The 18,469-nt window shown below is 34.5% G+C and carries 11 protein-coding genes and 1 pseudogene; 11 read left to right on the top strand and 1 reads right to left on the bottom strand.

Annotated features, from left to right (window positions below; genetic code table 11):
* The first annotated feature begins 29 nt into the window (after window positions 1-29).
* From JHK64_RS02505 to nox, 5 genes are all read left to right on the top strand, one after another.
* Window positions 30-1,085, top strand: coding sequence for a BMP family lipoprotein (locus JHK64_RS02505; RefSeq protein WP_199567428.1), 1,056 nt, complete (start codon window positions 30-32; stop codon window positions 1,083-1,085).
* 132 nt (window positions 1,086-1,217) lie between these two features.
* Window positions 1,218-2,750, top strand: coding sequence for an ABC transporter ATP-binding protein (locus JHK64_RS02500; protein WP_199567427.1), 1,533 nt, complete (start codon window positions 1,218-1,220; stop codon window positions 2,748-2,750).
* Window positions 2,743-3,816, top strand: coding sequence for an ABC transporter permease (locus JHK64_RS02495; protein WP_199567426.1), 1,074 nt, complete (start codon window positions 2,743-2,745; stop codon window positions 3,814-3,816). The genes JHK64_RS02500 and JHK64_RS02495 overlap by 8 nt, the downstream gene beginning before the upstream one ends.
* Before the next feature lies 1 nt (window position 3,817).
* Window positions 3,818-4,774 (top strand): ABC transporter permease, encoded by a 957-nt coding sequence (locus JHK64_RS02490; protein WP_199567425.1) that lies wholly within the window; start codon window positions 3,818-3,820, stop codon window positions 4,772-4,774.
* 155 nt (window positions 4,775-4,929) lie between these two features.
* Window positions 4,930-6,300 (top strand): H2O-forming NADH oxidase, encoded by a 1,371-nt coding sequence (gene nox, locus JHK64_RS02485; RefSeq protein ID WP_199567424.1) that lies wholly within the window; start codon window positions 4,930-4,932, stop codon window positions 6,298-6,300.
* Between the two features lie 69 nt (window positions 6,301-6,369).
* On the opposite strand, the gene JHK64_RS02480 is transcribed toward nox, so the two are convergent.
* Entirely contained in the window at window positions 6,370-7,353 is a 984-nt protein-coding gene (locus JHK64_RS02480) for an L-lactate dehydrogenase (protein WP_199567423.1), read from the bottom strand.
* Between the two features lie 188 nt (window positions 7,354-7,541).
* Between JHK64_RS02480 and gyrA the strand changes: the two genes are divergently transcribed.
* The 6 genes and pseudogenes from gyrA to JHK64_RS02450 form a co-directional block, all read left to right on the top strand.
* Window positions 7,542-10,013, top strand: a complete 2,472-nt coding sequence (gene gyrA, locus JHK64_RS02475; protein WP_199567422.1) for a DNA gyrase subunit A — start codon at window positions 7,542-7,544, stop codon at window positions 10,011-10,013.
* The gene (locus tag JHK64_RS02470; RefSeq protein ID WP_199567421.1) at window positions 10,006-10,746 is read left to right on the top strand and encodes a class A sortase; all 741 of its coding nucleotides are present in this window, start codon (window positions 10,006-10,008) and stop codon (window positions 10,744-10,746) included. Before gyrA ends, JHK64_RS02470 begins: the two co-directional genes overlap by 8 nt.
* A gap of 101 nt (window positions 10,747-10,847) precedes the next feature.
* Entirely contained in the window at window positions 10,848-13,853 is a 3,006-nt protein-coding gene (locus JHK64_RS02465; RefSeq protein ID WP_199567420.1) for a GBS Bsp-like repeat-containing protein, read from the top strand.
* 167 nt (window positions 13,854-14,020) lie between these two features.
* The gene (guaA, locus tag JHK64_RS02460; protein WP_199567419.1) at window positions 14,021-15,586 is read left to right on the top strand and encodes a glutamine-hydrolyzing GMP synthase; all 1,566 of its coding nucleotides are present in this window, start codon (window positions 14,021-14,023) and stop codon (window positions 15,584-15,586) included.
* Between the two features lie 259 nt (window positions 15,587-15,845).
* Window positions 15,846-18,119, top strand: coding sequence for a hypothetical protein (locus JHK64_RS02455; protein ID WP_199567418.1), 2,274 nt, complete (start codon window positions 15,846-15,848; stop codon window positions 18,117-18,119).
* Window positions 18,109-18,336, top strand: a pseudogene (locus tag JHK64_RS02450) (DNA alkylation repair protein); the annotation flags it as partial. The gene JHK64_RS02455 and the pseudogene JHK64_RS02450, both read left to right, overlap by 11 nt.
* Window positions 18,337-18,469: the final 133 nt, after the last annotated feature.

Here is an 18,469-nt window from a genome sequence, read left to right as displayed (position 1 = left end):
TAAAAAATTTTTTAGGAGGGTTCATTTTTATGAACAAGAAAATTGTTGGCGTTGGTTTGGCTACTGTTGCTGTTTTAGGACTTGCAGCATGTTCAAATCGTAACTCATCTGATTCATCTGATAAAAAAGATGATTCACAACTTAATGTTGCGATGGTAACTGACACAGGTGGTGTTGATGATAAATCATTTAACCAATCAGCTTGGGAAGGTTTACAAGCTTGGGGAGAAGAAAATGGTCTCTCTAAAGGAAATGGTTTTGATTATTTCCAATCTACTAGTGAGTCAGAATATGCAACTAACCTAGATTCTGCTGTTAGTGGAAATTATAAATTAGTTTTCGGTATTGGTTTTGCTTTACGTGATGCTGTTGAAAAAGCTGCAACTGACTATACTGATACTAACTTCGTTATTATTGATGATGTTATCGAAGATCTTGATAACGTAGCAAGTGTTACTTTTGCTGACCATGAGGCAGCTTATCTTGCAGGTATTGCTGCTGCAAAAACAACAAAAACTAAGAGTGTTGGTTTTGTAGGAGGTATGGAAGGTACAGTTATTACTCGCTTTGAAAAAGGATTTGAAGCAGGTGTTAAATCTGTAGACCCAACAATCAAAATTACTGTTAACTATGCAGGTTCTTTTGCTGACGCTGCTAAAGGTAAAACAATTGCTGCTGCACAATATGCTGGTGGCGCTGATGTCATCTACCAAGCTGCTGGTGGAACTGGAGCAGGTGTCTTCAATGAAGCAAAAGCAATTAACGAAACTCGTGATGAGAGTGAAAAAGTTTGGGTTATCGGTGTAGACCGCGACCAAGAAGCAGAAGGTAACTACACTTCTAAAGATGGTAAAGAATCAAACTTTGTTTTAGCATCAACTCTTAAACAAGTTGGTAATGCTCTTAAATTAATTTCTACCGATACTCAAAAAGGTAACTTCCCAGGTGGTAAATTAACTGTTTATGGTCTTAAAGATGGTGGTGTAGATCTTGCTACAACAAACCTTTCTGATGAAGCTGTACAAGAAATTAAAGAAGTTAAAGAAAAAATTATCTCTGGCGATATCGTTGTCCCAGAAAAATAATAAATGTTTGAAAGAGCGATCTTAATCGGTCGCTTTTTCTAACTCTGAGATAGTTTATATCTCAGTAAAGCTTGTCATTTTTGACAAGCTTTTCTGAAATATAAAGCCAATGAAGAAAGGATAATAGTCGCCATGACAGAACATGTCATTGAAATGAGAGAAATTACTAAAGTTTTTGGTGATTTTGTGGCAAACGACCATATCAATCTCAATGTGAAAAAGGCTGAGATTCATGCTCTTCTTGGAGAAAACGGTGCAGGTAAGTCGACCTTGATGAATATGTTAGCTGGATTGTTGATTCCAACAAGCGGTGAGATTTTACTCAATGGTCAAGTCGTCAACATTGATTCTCCAACAGCATCATCACGCCTAGGAATTGGAATGGTCCATCAACATTTTATGTTGGTTGATGCCTTTACTGTTGCTGAAAATATTATTTTAGGTAACGAAATTGTTAAGAATGGCTCACTTGATATGAAAAAAGCCATTGCAGAAATTCAATCCTTATCAGAAAAATATGGTCTTTCTATTGATCCTACAGCAAAAATTTCTGATATTTCAGTTGGTGCTCAACAACGTGTTGAAATTTTAAAAACATTATACCGTGGTGCTGATATCCTTATTTTTGATGAGCCAACTGCTGTTTTAACCCCATCAGAAATTCAAGAATTGATGGAAATTATGAGGAATCTGACAAAAGAAGGTAAGTCTATTATTCTGATTACTCACAAGTTGGATGAAATTAGAGCCGTTGCTGATCGTGTTACAGTTATAAGACGTGGTAAAAGTATCCAAACGGTTGATGTTGCTGGAGCAACTTCAAAAGATTTAGCAGAGATGATGGTTGGACGTTCCGTCTCTTTCAAAACTGAGAAATCACCATCTCAACCGACTGATGTTATTTTATCTATTAAAGATCTTGTGGTCAATGAAAATAGAGGTGTTCCAGCAGTTAAAGGATTATCACTAGATGTTAGACGTGGTGAGATTGTTGGGATAGCTGGCATTGATGGAAATGGTCAAAGTGAATTAGTTCAAGCCATTACAGGTCTTAGAAGAGCCAAATCAGGAACCATTACAATTAAAGATACTGATGTTACTAAGTTTCATTCCCGTAAAATAACTGAATTAAGTGTCGGTCATGTTCCTGAAGATAGACACCGTGACGGACTGATTCTAGAAATGACTTTAGCTGAAAACACTGCTCTACAAACTTATTACAAAGAACCTTTAAGTAAAAACGGTGTTTTAAATTATAACGAAATCAATAGTTATGCTCGTCATCTGATGGAAGAATTTGATGTTCGTGGTGCTAGTGAGCTTGTTCCAGCAAAAGGTTTTTCTGGTGGTAATCAACAAAAAGCGATTATTGCAAGAGAAGTCGATAGAAATCCAGATTTATTAATTGTTAGTCAGCCAACTCGAGGTCTTGATGTTGGTGCGATTGAATATATTCATAGCCGTCTTATCCAAGAACGTGATAAAGGGAAAGCGGTATTAGTTGTTAGCTTTGAACTTGATGAAATTTTAAATCTATCAGATAGAATCGCTGTTATTCATGATGGTAAAATTCAAGGAATTGTTCTTCCTGATGAAACCAACAAACAAGAACTTGGTATTTTAATGGCTGGTGGAACTGTTGAAAAGGAGGAAACTCATGTCTAAAAGGACACAGCAAATAGCCGTCCCTTTATTATCTGTTTTATTCGGATTACTTCTAGGTGCGATTGCTATGCTTATATTTGGTTATGATCCTGTTTGGGGCTATGAGGGTCTTTTTCAAACTGCCTTTGGTAGCGTTCGTAACATTGGAGAAATTCTACGTTCGATGGCACCTCTCATTTTAATTGCTCTTGGTTTTACAGTTGCTAGCCGAGCTGGGTTTTTCAATATCGGATTATCTGGTCAGGCAATGGCGGGATGGTTTGCGTCAGGATGGTTTGCTTTAATGAATCCTGATATGCCAAGACCATTAATGATTTTGATGACTGTTCTTATTGGATTGGTTGTAGGAGGTCTAGTTGGGGCTGTTCCTGGTGTCTTAAGAGCATATCTAGGAACTAGTGAAGTTATTGTGACCATCATGATGAACTATATCATTTTGTATATTGGTAATTCACTTGTTCAAAATGTTTTTGATGATAGTATTAAAAGAAGTATTGACTCAAGCTTACAAGTGGGAAGTAACGCCTCTTATCGTTCAGAATTTCTTTCTGCACTAACAAACAATTCACGTATCAATATTGGTATTTTCTTTGCCATTATCGCGATTGCTGTTATTTGGTTTTTACTAAATAAAACAACACTAGGTTTTGAAATTAGATCGGTAGGACTTAATCCTTTTGCAAGTGAATATGCTGGTATGGCTTCTAAAAGAACTATTGTTTTATCAATGATTATATCAGGAGCTTTAGCAGGACTTGGTGGCGTTGTTGAGGGACTTGGTACCTTTGAAAATGTCTTTGTTCAAGGAAGTTCACTATCTGTAGGTTTTGATGGTATGGCGGTTAGTCTTCTTGCTGCAAACTCGCCCATTGGTATTTTCTTTGCATCATTCTTATTTGGTATCTTAAATGTGGGAGCACCTGGAATGAATGCAGCTGGAATTCCACCTGAAGTGATTAAAGTTGTGACGGCTTCTATCATTTTCTTTGTTGGAGCTCACTATATTATTGATCGCTTTATTAAAACTAAAAAGTCTACTAAAAAAGTAGTGAAAGGAGGAAAGTAGTATGAATTTGGTTACAACACTAAGTTTATTAATTTCTTCCATGCTGATTTATGCAACACCTTTAATTTTAACTAGTATCGGAGGTACTTTTTCTGAGCGTTCTGGTGTCGTTAATGTCGGTTTAGAAGGTATCATGGTTATGGGTGCATTCTCTGGAGTTATCTTTAATTTAGAATTTGCAGAAACATTTGGTGATGCCACACCTTGGTTGGGCGTTCTAGTTGGTGGTATTATTGGCTTAATTTTTTCACTATTACATGCTTTAGCAACAATCAATTTTAGAGCTGATCATATTGTTAGTGGTACTGTTTTAAATCTTTTAGCACCATCTCTTGCTATTTTTCTTGTTAAAGTTTTTTATGGTAAGGGACAAACTGATAATATCTCTGAATCTTTTGGAAAATTTAATTTTCCCATTTTGTCTGATATACCAGTAATTGGACAAATTTTCTTTAGAAATACATCTCTTGTTGCTTACTTAGCTATCATCTTTTCGTTTGTCGCTTGGTATGTTCTTTATAAAACAAGATTTGGCCTACGTCTTCGCTCTGTTGGTGAACATCCCCAGGCAGCGGATACATTAGGTGTTAATGTTTATCAAATGAAATACTTTGGTGTGATGATTTCTGGTTTTCTAGGAGGAATGGGTGGTGCTATTTATGCGCAATCTATTTCTGTTAATTTCTCATCAACAACCATTCTAGGACCTGGTTTTATTGCTCTTGCTGCAATGATTTTTGGGAAATGGAATCCCATTGGTGCCATGCTTTCAAGTCTTTTCTTTGGTCTTTCTCAAAGCTTAGCGGTTATTGGTAGTCAGTTAGAATTTCTTTCTAAAATTCCAACGGTTTATCTTCAAATTGCACCTTACGTATTAACTGTTGTGGTTCTTGCAATCTTCTTTGGAAAAGCAGTTGGTCCTAAAGCAAATGGTGTTAATTACATTAAGTCTAAATAAAAAATTACTATAAATATTATCAAGTGGTATTAATTGTCTAATACCACTTTTTAACAATTTCATTGTAAAATTATTTGAAAGCGCATTAAACTTATGTTATACTGGAAAGACAAGTCATAACATATTATGATTAATAATTATAAAGAGGTAACTATATGAGTAAAATAGTTGTAGTTGGAGCTAACCATGCAGGTACGTCTGCTATTAAGGCGATGTTGAGCAATTATGGTGATGAAAATGAAATTGTGGTTTTTGACCAAAATTCAAATATTTCTTTCTTAGGATGTGGTATGGCATTATGGATTGGTAAACAAATTGCTGGACCTGAAGGGCTTTTCTATTCAAATAAAGAGCAATTAGAAGAAGCTGGTGCCAAGGTTTACATGAATTCTCCAGTCGAGTTTATCGACTACGATAAAAAAGAAGTACATGTTCTTATTGATGGTGAAACAAAGCATGTTGAATCTTATGAAAAATTAATTTTAGCAACAGGATCAGAACCAATCATTCCTCCAATTAAAGGAGTAGAATTACAAGAGGGATCATTAGAGTTCAAAGCAACTCTTGAAAATGTACAATTTGTTAAGTTATATCAAAATTCACAAGAAGTGATTGAAAAACTTAAAGGTGAAAACATTCAACGTGTTGCTGTTGTAGGTGCTGGATATATTGGTGTTGAATTGGTCGAAGCATTTGAACGTCTTGGAAAAAAAGTTGTTCTTATCGATGTTGCTGATACTTGTTTAGGTGGCTATTATGATCGTGATTTAACTGATATGATGAGTAAAAATCTTGAAGATCACGGTATTGAATTGGCTTTTGGTCAAACTGTGACGGCAGTTGAAGGTGATGGTAAAGTAGAACGTGTTATCACTGATAAAGCAAGCTTTGATGTTGATATGGTTATCATGGCTGTTGGCTTCCGTCCAAATACTGGATTAGGTAATGGTAAACTTGAATTGTTTAGAAACGGTGCTTTCCTCGTTAATAAAAAACAAGAAACTAGCCTTCCAGGAGTTTATGCTATTGGTGACTGCGCAACTGTTTATGATAACTCATTAAATGACGTTAACTATATTGCTCTGGCTTCAAATGCTGTGCGTTCAGGACTTGTTGCAGCCCACAATGCTTGTGGTCATGAAATTGAATCTGTAGGTGTTCAAGGATCAAATGGTATTTCTATTTATGGTCTTAAAATGGTTTCAACAGGTTTAACTTTAGAAAAAGCAAAACGTGCTGGCTACAATGCTACAATGACTGAGTTTAGTGATCTTCAAAAACCTGCCTTTATTGAACATGACAACTATAAAGTTACCTTAAAAATTGTTTATGATAAAGACACTCGTGTTGTTTTAGGGGCACAAATGGCTTCAGAAGAAGATATGTCAATGGCTATTCACATGTTCTCTCTAGCGATTCAAGAAAAAGTAACTATCGAACGTTTAGCACTTCTAGATATTTTCTTCTTACCACACTTTAACCAGCCTTATAACTATATTACAATGGCTGCTTTAACAGCAAAATAATAAAAAGAACTTAGGCTTTCTTAGCCTAAGTTGTTAACATAAAAAAACCTCCATTTTGGAGGTTTTTTATTAATTTTTAGCTGCACTTGAAAATTCTTCTTTTTCAAATGCTTCATCAATAATATCTTTTAATTGTTTTGCTGAAGCTTGCATTTGTTGTAATTCTCTATCATTTAAAGGAATATTAACAGGTCTAACAACACCATCAGCACCAATAATTGCTGGTTGACCAATAAAGACATCTTCAACACCTTCATATTGTCCTTGTTGATAAACAGAAAGTGGTAACACAGCATTTTCATCATCTAGGATAGCTCTTGTAATACGCGCTAAGGCAACAGCAATCCCATAGAATGTTGCACCTTTTTTGTTGATGATAGAATAGGCAGCATCTCTAACAGATATAAAAAGGTCAACCAAGCCTTGCTCATCAACATCGCGATTATCTTGAAGCCACTGTTCAAGTTTTACTCCAGCAACGTTAGCGTGTGACCAAACAGCAAACTCTGAGTCGCCATGTTCACCCATAATATAGGCGTGAACTGATCTTGCATCAACACCAATTTTGTCAGAAAGTGCTTGACGGAATCTAGCAGAGTCAAGTGAAGTTCCTGAACCGATAACACGTTCTTTAGGGAAACCAGAGAACTTCCATGTTGAGTAAGTTAAAATATCAACTGGATTAGCTGCCACTAGGAAAATCCCTTTAAAACCAGAATCAACAATTTTTGTAACCACTTCTTTATTAATACGAAGATTTTTTTCAACTAAGTCAAGACGTGTTTCACCTGGCTTTTGTGGTGCTCCAGCTGTAAGAACTACAAGATCTGCATCATGAGCATCCTCATAGTTAGCAGAGTAAATCTTTTTAGGTGATGTAAAAGCAAGAGCATGGCTTAAGTCTTCAGCATCTCCTTGCGTTTTTTCTTGGAAAATATCAATAATACCTAATTCTTGAGCAATACCTTGGTTAACTAGCGCAAAAGCATAAGATGAACCAACAGCACCATCACCGATAAGAATTACTTTTTTTCGTTGCTTTGTTGAAATCATTATAAAAAATCTCCTTAATATTTTTACTATGTCAGTACATGCTATATTTTAGCACTTTGTAGTACTTTTGTCATGGTTTTTAGGCAAATTAATACCAAATGTTTTCAGAAAACGGTTCCAAAGATGAGAAAATAGGCATTTTATGGTATAATAATTAAGACTTTTAACAAAGGAAAGAGGCATTTTTAATGCAAGACAGAAATCTAATAAATGTTAATTTAACCAGTGAAATGAAAAATAGTTTCATTGATTATGCAATGAGTGTTATTGTAGCAAGAGCTCTTCCAGATGTTCGTGATGGTTTAAAACCTGTTCACCGTCGTATTTTATATGGGATGAATGAACTTGGTGTTACCCCTGATAAACCCCATAAAAAATCTGCACGTATCACTGGTGATGTTATGGGTAAATACCATCCCCATGGTGATTCTTCTATCTATGAAGCAATGGTTAGAATGGCTCAGTGGTGGAGTTATCGTCATCTTTTAGTAGATGGTCATGGGAACTTCGGATCAATGGATGGGGACGGTGCTGCTGCTCAACGTTACACAGAAGCTCGTATGAGTAAAATAGCGTTAGAAATGCTTCGTGATATCAATAAAAACACTGTTGACTTTATTGATAACTATGATGGTAGTGAAAGAGAACCAGTTGTTTTACCAGCCCGCTTTCCTAATCTTCTTGTTAATGGTGCTACTGGAATTGCAGTTGGTATGGCAACAAATATTCCACCACATAATCTTGGTGAGACGATTGAAGCAGTAAAACTGGTTATGGACAATCCAGAAGTTACGACCAAAGAATTGATGGAAGTGATTCCAGGACCAGATTTTCCAACAGGCGCTTTAGTGATGGGTCGAAGTGGGATTCATAAAGCCTATGAAACTGGTCGTGGTTCCATTGTTTTACGTGCTAAAACTGAAATTGAAACCCTAAAATCAGGTCGTGAACGTATTGTTGTCACTGAATTTCCTTACATGGTTAATAAGACAAAAATCCATGAGCATATTGTTAAGCTGGCTCAAGAAAAACGTATTGACGGCATTACTGCCGTTCGTGATGAATCAAACAGAGAAGGTGTGCGTTTTGTTATTGAAGTAAGACGTGATACCAGTGCTAACGTGATTTTGAATAACCTCTTCAAATTAACCAGCTTACAGACTAATTTTAGTTTTAATATGCTAGCCATTGAAAAAGGTGTGCCAAAAATTTTATCACTTCGTCGAATCCTTGATAACTATATAGATCATCAAAAAGAAGTGGTTGTCAGAAGAACCCAATTTGATAAGGATAAGGCTGAATCAAAAGCTCATATCTTAGAAGGGTTACTAATTGCTTTAGATCACATTGATGAAGTGATTAAAGTGATCAGAAATAGTGAAACTGATGCCATTGCTAAAGCTGAGTTGATAAGTCGTTTCAAACTATCTGATCGTCAGAGTGTTGCTATTTTAGACATGCGTCTACGTCGTTTAACAGGTTTAGAACGTGATAAAATTCAAAAAGAATTTGATGATCTTGTCGCATTAATTGCTGATTTGACTGATATTCTCAATAAACCTCATAGAGTTTTAACGATTATCAAAGAAGAGTTGGATGAGGTCAAGCGTAAGTACGATGACAAACGTCGTACAGAATTAATGGTTGGAGAAATTCTTAGTCTTGAAGATGAAGACTTGATTGAAGAAACAGATGTTTTAATCACTCTCTCAAATAAGGGCTATATTAAACGTTTATCTCAAGATGAATTCCGCTCACAACGCCGTGGTGGCCGTGGTGTACAGGGAACTGGTGTTAATGATGATGATTTTGTGAGAGAACTTATTTCAACTAGTACACATGATACCATGCTCTTTTTCACAAATCTTGGACGTGTCTACCGCTTAAAAGGCTATGAAATTCCAGAGTATGGACGGACAGCTAAAGGTCTTCCCGTTGTTAATCTTTTAAAATTAGATGAAAATGAAAGAATTCAAACAATTATTAATGTTAAGACAGAGGACTTTGAGAACAAATATTTGTTCTTCGCTACACGATATGGTATGATTAAGCGTGTCAGTGTATCTGCCTTTAAAAATATCAGAAAAAATGGTCTGATTGCTTTAAACCTTAAAGAAAACGATCAACTAATTAATGTGTTACTGACTGATGGTGATAATGATATCATCATGGGGACACAAAAAGGTTATTCTGTTCGTTTCAAGGAAACCGATTCTAGAAGTATGGGAAGAAATGCAACAGGCGTTAAAGGAATTAATCTAAGAGATGGAGATGTTGTTGTTGGTGCTTCTTCGATTCATGATGAACAAGAAGTACTCATTATCACCGAAAAAGGTTACGGAAAACGAACCAGTGCCACTGAATATCCTACGAAACATCGTGGTGGTAAAGGAATGAAGACTGCTAATATCACAGAAAAAAATGGTATTCTTGCTGGTCTAACAACGGTTGATGGTCATGAAGATATTGTTATTATTACTGATACTGGTGTTATCATCAGAACAAGTATTGACAGTATTTCTCAAACTGGTCGCTCCACTCAAGGTGTTAAAGTCATGCGACTTGATGATAATGCCAAAATTATGACATTTGCTTTAGTTGATTCTGAAGAAACTGATGAAATTTTAGAAGAAGGGAATGAGACAGTAAGAAATGAATAGAAATAAAAAACATTCTAAGATAAAAAGGATTCTAGTCAATACACTTGTTTTCCTCCTCTTTCTAGTTGGTTTAGCACTTATTTTCAATAAACCAATCAGAAACACTCTTATTGCTTGGAACACCAATAAATACCAGGTTACCAAAGTTGATAAAAAAGATATTGATAAAAATAAGAAAGCTAAATCAACCTTTAAATTTGAGGATGTTGAATCTTTAAATGTTGAAGCAGTCCTTGCTGCACAAATGAATGCACAGGATTTACCTGTTATTGGTGGTATTGCAATTCCTGATTTAGAACTTAATCTTCCAATCTTTAAAGGACTGGATAACATCGCACTAAGTTATGGTGCTGGAACCATGAAAGAAGATCAAGTGATGGGGCAAGGCAATTATGCGCTTGCTAGTCATCATGTGTTTGGTTTAACAGGGTCTTCGCAGATGCTCTTTTCTCCTTTGGATAATGCCAAAGAAGGCATGAAGATATATCTGACAGATAAAGAAAAAGTGTATGTCTACACTATTAACATGGTAGAGCAAGTGACTCCTGATAGGGTCGATGTGGTCTATGATGTTGAAGGAAAAAATCAGATTACTCTTGTTACCTGTACGGATGCTGAGGCAACTTATCGTACCATTGTTTATGGTGAATTAACAGAAGAGATTGCTTTTGATGATGCTGATCAATCAATCTTAAAAGCTTTTGAAAAACAATACAATCAAATTTCGTTATAAATCTAAAGAGAGGTGCCTAGCATCTCTCTTTTTATATTTATTTGCCAAATACTCTCAGCAGTAGTATAATGATTTTAGAATCATATCTTGGAGGTAATATTATGCAGTGTAAAAGGATTAAATCCTATTTATACATTTCATTAATAATTTCTATGATTATGTTTGCTCCATCTGTTATGGCCGATGATGCTACAGGTGAAAGCAATATAAATACTGAATCACCAATAGAATTAATTGATGAAACGTTAGATAATTCTCAGACAGTTTTTGATAATAATATAAAACAAGAAGAGACAGTCTTAGAGGAAGTAGAAACTAACACTCATGAGAATGACAGAGAAGAAAGTGAAGAATCTGCCATTAACACTAATGAAAATCCTAATTCAAACAGTTCATCTCTTGATGAACTACATTCTATTTCTGATGTTACTGAAGAAGCTCTTGATAAATCTGATAATCAAACAATAGAAGAACAAGTTGAGCATTCAACTAAGGGAGATGGTGCTTTTAGATCCAGCAATCAATCATCTGAAGTTAATGTAATCACAGATGTAACCATCGGTTCTAATGGTTTAAGAATTCAGTATCAACCTCAAATACCTGATAATACACTGATTAAATTTGCTGTTTGGTCAGATAGTAAAGGACAAGATGATTTGGTCTGGTACACAGCTGGAACTGGTGGTGTTTCTTATGCTGATTTTTCTAATCATCGTTCTTATGGGCTTTATCATATTCACACTTATTCCAACACAAACGGTGTAATAAAAGGTTTAAATGCAAGAACCATTACGATTGATTTTCCAAAAGTTGATGCTACCATTGAAACACTTAATGATCGTCAATATAAGATTAATGTGACAAATGTTTCACAACAACTGACAGAAATTATTATTCCTATCTGGTCTAATCAAAATGGTCAAGATGATTTAAAATGGTATAAGGCTTCTAAGGTATCACCTTCTACATACAGTCTTGTGCTTGATTTAGCTAATCATCAATTCGTAACGGGACACTATAGTGTTCATTTATATGCCCACAGTCAGGTGACAAAATCAATGATTGGAATAAAGACGACTGAGGGATTTGACTATCATCCTAAAACACTTTATAATGCCAAAATAAAAATTGAAAACTACGATAAGTACAAACCTACCTTTGATGTTGTTATTGATGCCAGTGAGTCTATAAAAAACGTTAACCAAGTACGCATAGCTGTTTGGTCAGATAATAAGGGACAAGATGATTTGAAGTGGTATCAACCTCATCTTACAAATAGTAAAGCTAAGGTAAGTATCTCAATTCTTGATCATAGTAATAGTAGTGATAACTACAATGTTCATGTCTATACAACTTATAATGATAATAAAACTTTTGGTAGCAACCTTGGCAAGCTTTTAATCGATAAATCAAAGATTAAAAATGATGTTGATGTCAAAATGACACCAAATGGTTTATCTCTTTCTTTATCATCAAATATTGTTTCTGATTTAGGAAAAGTTTTCTATGCCGTTTGGTCTGACGATAAAGGACAAGATGATCTCAAATGGTATCAAGCTAACCAAAGTGGAAATGCCTTAGCAAGTTATACTAATCACAAGGGATATGGTACTTATCACATTCACACTTACTATAATAATGGTCGTTTTCAAGGCTTAACAGGTAGACAGTATACTATTGAAAAACCTTCTGTAACAACAGAAATTGTTAAAAATGCTGATGCCAACTATACAGTTACTGTTAGTGAGGTACCTTATTATATCAATCAAATTATTGTTCCAGTTTGGTCAGCAAATAAAGGACAAGATGATTTGAAGTGGTACAAAACAACAAAACTTTCTGATACAAAATATCAAGTGATTGTTTCAATCAAAAATCATCATTTTGACTCAGGTCACTATAATGTCCATATCTATGGTAAAAGCCAGTTAGAACAAAATCGTTTGGTTGGTCTTGCTGATGCGAAAGGTTTTAATGCTGGTGATGTTAGACCTTCTAATCCAATGGTTATTGTTAAAAATCATAAGCCTAATCAGGCATCACTTGATGTTGTGATTACTATTCCTGATGATTCTTATGATGTGACAATATTTAAAGTGGCTGCTTGGTCAGAAAAAAATCAAGAAAATATTCACTGGTATGTCTTAAGACCAACAGGTGCAAACCAAGTGACTATTCCGGTTAGTGGTAAATATCATCATAATGTCGTTGGTGATTACACGGTTCATACTTATCTAACTTTGAGTAATGGTAAACAAATTGGTTATGATTTAGGGAAATACCATTTTGAAAAAGGTGTTAATCCAAGTAAAGCCAGTGTAAACTATCTTGGCACTGGTGTTCATCAACTAAAAGTAGATAATCTTTATTCAGATGGTGATGTTGTCTATGCTGTCTGGTCAGAAAAAAATGGTCAAAATGACTTGAGATGGTATAGTGCTTCTAAAGAGTATCTCCAAGCCAATGGCATGTTTAATGTTGTTAATCATTCAGATACTGGAACTTATCATATCCATGTTTATCAAAAACAAAATGGCAAGATGTATTTTGTCACAGCTACCACACAAACGGTTAAAAGGACAGACTATAACAATATGCCTTATTATCTTCAATGGGATTCTAGATGGAGTGGTAAATACTATGGTGGCCAAAGCCTGGGTGTAACAGGCTGTGTCCCAACAGCTTTAAGCATGGTTTATTCTGCTTTAAGTGGTAAGGATATTAAACCGTATAATGTCGCGGACTACTTATACAACCAAACACAAGAATTTAACCGCAAATTTGCTGGAACGTCTGCTCTTGGTATTTTGCAAGCTAATAAGGCTTACGGCTTTAAATCAGCTGTTCTAGGCTCACAAAAACAATTAGAGGACAATCTTAAAACAGGACATTATGTTCTTGCTGCTGTCCAAAATAATAAATTTGTCAGCAATGGTTCACATGAACTTGTTTTAAAAGGCTATCAAAATGGTATGACTTACGTCACAGATCCTTGGAGTCGTCAAAATACAGGTTGGTATCCAACAGCTAGGTTGTTTGCTGAACGTAGTCATGCACCAGAAGATGTTCAAGGTGTGGGAGTTCCTTTCATCAAAATTACAGACTAAAAAGGAGTCGGCTTTTAGCTGACTCTTTTTATTGTAAAAAGTTAAATTTTATATCTTATTAAAGAAGTGTCAAATATAAAAAAGATTATATTTTACAGTGTGTAATACTTAAAAATATGGTAAAATATCAAAAAAGGTTGTTTTTAACAACAAGAGAAAGGGAACCCATGAGCACAGTTGCTAGTATGTTAAATGATGTTGAAAAAATTATTGTCCTAGATTACGGTAGTCAGTATAATCAGTTGATTACACGTCGTATCCGTGAGTTAGGCATTTTTTCTGAGTTGATGAGCCACAAGATTTCTGCAGAAGAAGTGCGCGCCATTAACCCGATTGGTATTGTCCTATCTGGAGGACCTAATTCAGTTTATGAAGAAGATAGTTTTAAAATTGACCCAGAAATTTTAGAGTTGGGAATTCCAGTTCTTGGGATTTGTTATGGGATGCAGTTAATCACTCACACACTTGGTGGAAAAGTGGTACCAGCTGGAACAGCAGGGAATCGTGAGTATGGTCAATCACAATTGAATCTGACACAAGCCTCTCAATTATTTGAAAACACACCACAAGAACAAATTGTTCTTATGAGTCATGGTGATGCGGTCACAGAAATTCCTCATGGATTTGTAAAGACTGGTGAATCACTTGATTGTCCTTTTGCAGCTATTGAAAACACTGAAAAACACCTCTATGGTATTCAATTCCATCCAGAAGTGCGTCATTCTGTATACGGCAATGACATTCTTAAAAACTTTGCTGTCACAATCTGCGGTGCATCACGTAGCTGGTCTATGGATAATTTCATCGACCTTGAAATCCAAAAAATCCGTGAAAAAGTTGGAGATAAAAAAGTCCTTCTTGGTCTTTCTGGTGGTGTGGACTCGTCAGTTGTCGGTGTTCTTCTTCAAAAAGCAATTGGTGACCAATTGACATCTATCTTTGTTGACCATGGCTTACTTCGTAAAGGCGAAGCTGAGCAAGTCATGGAGATGCTTGGTGGCAAGTTTGGCCTTAACATCATTAAAGTGGATGCACAAAAACGTTTCCTTGATAAACTAGCAGGGGTTGATGATCCTGAAAAAAAACGTAAAATCATTGGTAACGAGTTTGTCTATGTCTTTGATGATGAGGCAAGTAAACTTAAAGACGTGAGCTTCCTTGCACAAGGGACTCTTTATACTGATATTATCGAGTCAGGTACAGAGACAGCGCAAACCATCAAGTCACACCACAATGTTGGTGGACTGCCTGAAGACATGCAATTTGAACTAATTGAGCCCTTAAACACGCTCTTTAAAGATGAAGTACGTGCGCTTGGAACGGCACTTGGTATGCCTGATGAGATTGTTTGGCGCCAACCATTCCCAGGACCAGGATTAGCCATTCGTGTCATTGGTGAAATCACTGAAGAACGCTTAAAAACCGTTCGTGAATCAGATGCTATTTTGCGTGAAGAAATAGCAGCAGCAGGACTTGACCGTGACATCTGGCAATACTTCACCGTTAATACCGGTGTACGCTCAGTTGGAGTTATGGGAGATGGTCGTACCTACGACTATACCATTGCAATTAGAGCCATCACATCAGTTGATGGGATGACAGCAGACTTTGCTAAAATCCCTTGGGATGTTCTTCAAAAAATTTCAGTCCGTATCGTTAATGAAGTAGACCACGTTAACCGCATCGTCTATGATATTACCAGTAAACCACCAGCAACAGTAGAGTGGGAGTAGGGGAGAATCATAGAGGTGGCTTAATATAAAGATTTTTGCCCCATTGAATTAAACGGCCGGGACAAAATTTGGTGAAGAAGTTAAAAGAATAATTTGAGGAATACTTCTTAGTGGTTTAGAAAAGTGTTATAGCCCTAGTCTTTTGACTAGGGTAATTGTGTTTTAGTAAAAGATTTATCAGTTTAATTAAAAAGCTATATACTATTTTTAAAAGTTAGTGAATAAAAAGAAATTTTTCAGTAGTTAGGAGGATATATAATTGTCAAATATTAAGCATAAAAATTATTTAGAACATGAAATACATGTTAAGTTTGTAGATGGTATCTTAGAGCACAGTCAAGAATGGCAATGGCTTATTGACTATTTTGAAGATAACTTTGAATTATCTGATATTAAGTCTTTTTCTGAATTTCAAAATAGAAGTAATCCTCTGATCCGAATCATGACTTATTTTCTTAAGATTTTAGATGTATGCAATAAGGACTTTCATTTTGATATATTATTACTTCGAGAAATATATTTAATATCAAAATATTATGTTGGAGCAGTGGAAAGAGAAAGCGGTTCCTTAAAAATTAAAACAGATTTTTGTAAGATTTTATTTTTAATAGTATGGCTCACAAAATTAGAAAACTCAGGGAATAACTCAAATTACACAGTTGATAATAGGTTTATAAATCAAAGAAATTTTCATCAAGCAATTAATATGGAAGCTTTTGATTATGAGAAAGAAGACATTTTATTATATTTAAATCAAATCAGTATACTTGGTTTTGAGCAAGCTAAACAGAATATAGAAGATAACTTGAATAAAGTTGTTTATGATGTCTCGGATGATTTTTTCGAAAAATACGGAGAGAATTTATTATCTGCTAATTGCTTTGGTTTTCAATCTCTTGATAGAGATATAAACTTGACATGGCAGGAGAACACTCTATTGGATACACTTCAAATTTCGATTAGAGATGGTGAAATATTACCTATGTTTTCTGGTGGTGGCAGTGCAATACCGGATTATTCTCTGTGGACACATCCGTTGCTTAAGCAGATAAAAAGCTATTTTAATCATTGGATTTCAGATTTTGTCATAGAGTCTATAGATTTCTTGTTAAATAAAGAAACTCCTAGTTTAGAAACTATTGAAAAACACTGCAACTTGTTAACAGAACTTATCAAAAATGGAGATGATTATGAAATATATTCTTCATCAACATATGAAATTCTAGCTTTACTGTATAAAGAGAGAATTATGGATAAGGTAGAAAAGACTGAGGTGATAAGAGCTTTTTACAAAACTATTCATTCCATCACATCAATAGATTTACTATTAATATTTCGACTATCTTTTCCTATGAGCAAAGAACAAATAAGTAGTGTAAAAGATTACATTGAAAATCAATACAAAAGCATATCATCAGTCAATGATATCAATATATTAACACAATACTTAGAAAATTCAGATATAGCTAGGTATATTAGTCAAAAGTATTACGAAAAAACAAAGAATAAGTTTTTTGATTTGATTAAAGGGATTAATGATATATCAGTTGCCAATTTATTCTACCAGGCAATGTTGTTTTTTTTAGAGGTCAATCAAACTAATCAAAAGGTTGATAAAAGAATTGTGAAACAAGATATGATTTATCTTCAGGAATATTGGCAGACAGGTGTATATCATGAACAAGTAGAAAGTTTACATGAATTTACACATAGCATAGAAGTTCCTACAGAAGAAGTTGAGAAGTTTAATAAGAGTGTAATGAACAATCCAATTATTTTGGCAAATAATTGTGTTATTTCAAAAGTCGAAGATATGGTATCTGTTATGAAAGAGGTTTCAAAGTCTGCTTTGATACATATGGTTAGTAGAATTACAATTAGTCCGATATTTCCAATGAAAGATACTGGAATAAATTTTGATAAACATGAAACAGATATTATACTGAAAACTCAAGTGGAAAAAATTGTACAAAAATACGGCTATAAATTTCTAAATACTTTAGATATAGAAGTCTATGTTTCAGCTATACACAAGCGATATAAAGATAATACAAACTTGTGTATTACAATTTTTAATAAAGAAAAAGAATTGTATGCTTTACTGGAAGATCTTCTAGAAGTTTCATTAATTCCATATGAAAAAAATATTTCACTAGGTCACATAACGCAGCTATTTCCATTATTAGAGACAGAAATCAGACAATTAGGTAAACTGTTTGGAATAGTTCCGTTTAAGGAAAGTTTAAATGATTTTATGAAATTTAAAGACCCAAGTTCAATTTTACGAGAGTTAATTAATAATCTCTATCTGGAATTAGACGGTTTTGAAAGAATTCCAGATTTATTGTTTGTATATCACTTTATGTATAATAGTAATTCTTTGAATATAAGAAATGAATGTATACATGGCAGAGATTATATTGAGGGCTGTTCGCTAAAATTTGGGTTTAAGGTCACATTAATGGCTCTTTATATGGTTAGATATAGAATTAACGTAATCTTAACCAATTTATCAAAAATGAAAGATGATTAATATTGTTCTAGATAACTTTGATCAGTATTATAAGATTTTAACAAACTTAAAAGATGATAAAGACAAGTATATTCAAAAAAGTGTTGCCAATAATCTCAATGACTTATATAAGGAAGATGAAGAAAAGTTTTATTTTATTATTAACAATTGGGAAAAAGGCGAAGTGAGTAAAGAATGTCAGTGGGTCATTAAACATGGTTCACGCAATGTCAAGTGAAGTTAGATTTTCATTCAAGAATTTTAGATTCAATGGAAAAATTGAATTTTATCTATGTCGCACTTATCGCTGATTATTTCAAGATCATAAGAATTTATTTATAAAGTAATATTAAACTATAAAAAGAAATTAA

Origin of the sequence: Streptococcus zalophi, assembly GCF_016481285.1 — a bacterium.
In the GTDB taxonomy this organism is placed as follows: Bacteria; Bacillota; Bacilli; order Lactobacillales; family Streptococcaceae; genus Streptococcus; species Streptococcus zalophi.
The sequence above is the reverse complement of the archived record's forward strand: the minus strand, read 5'-3'. Positions and strand labels throughout refer to the sequence as shown.

Coding starts and splice junctions, on each gene's coding strand:
- guaA (WP_199567419.1), top strand. CDS start 14,021: ATGAGCACAGTTGCTAGTATGTTAAATGATGTTGAAAAAATTATTGTC.
- nox (WP_199567424.1), top strand. CDS start 4,930: ATGAGTAAAATAGTTGTAGTTGGAGCTAACCATGCAGGTACGTCTGCT.
- gyrA (WP_199567422.1), top strand. CDS start 7,542: ATGCAAGACAGAAATCTAATAAATGTTAATTTAACCAGTGAAATGAAA.
- JHK64_RS02480 (WP_199567423.1), bottom strand. CDS start 7,353: ATGATTTCAACAAAGCAACGAAAAAAAGTAATTCTTATCGGTGATGGT.
- JHK64_RS02465 (WP_199567420.1), top strand. CDS start 10,848: ATGCAGTGTAAAAGGATTAAATCCTATTTATACATTTCATTAATAATT.
- JHK64_RS02470 (WP_199567421.1), top strand. CDS start 10,006: ATGAATAGAAATAAAAAACATTCTAAGATAAAAAGGATTCTAGTCAAT.
- JHK64_RS02495 (WP_199567426.1), top strand. CDS start 2,743: ATGTCTAAAAGGACACAGCAAATAGCCGTCCCTTTATTATCTGTTTTA.
- JHK64_RS02505 (WP_199567428.1), top strand. CDS start 30: ATGAACAAGAAAATTGTTGGCGTTGGTTTGGCTACTGTTGCTGTTTTA.
- JHK64_RS02490 (WP_199567425.1), top strand. CDS start 3,818: ATGAATTTGGTTACAACACTAAGTTTATTAATTTCTTCCATGCTGATT.
- JHK64_RS02500 (WP_199567427.1), top strand. CDS start 1,218: ATGACAGAACATGTCATTGAAATGAGAGAAATTACTAAAGTTTTTGGT.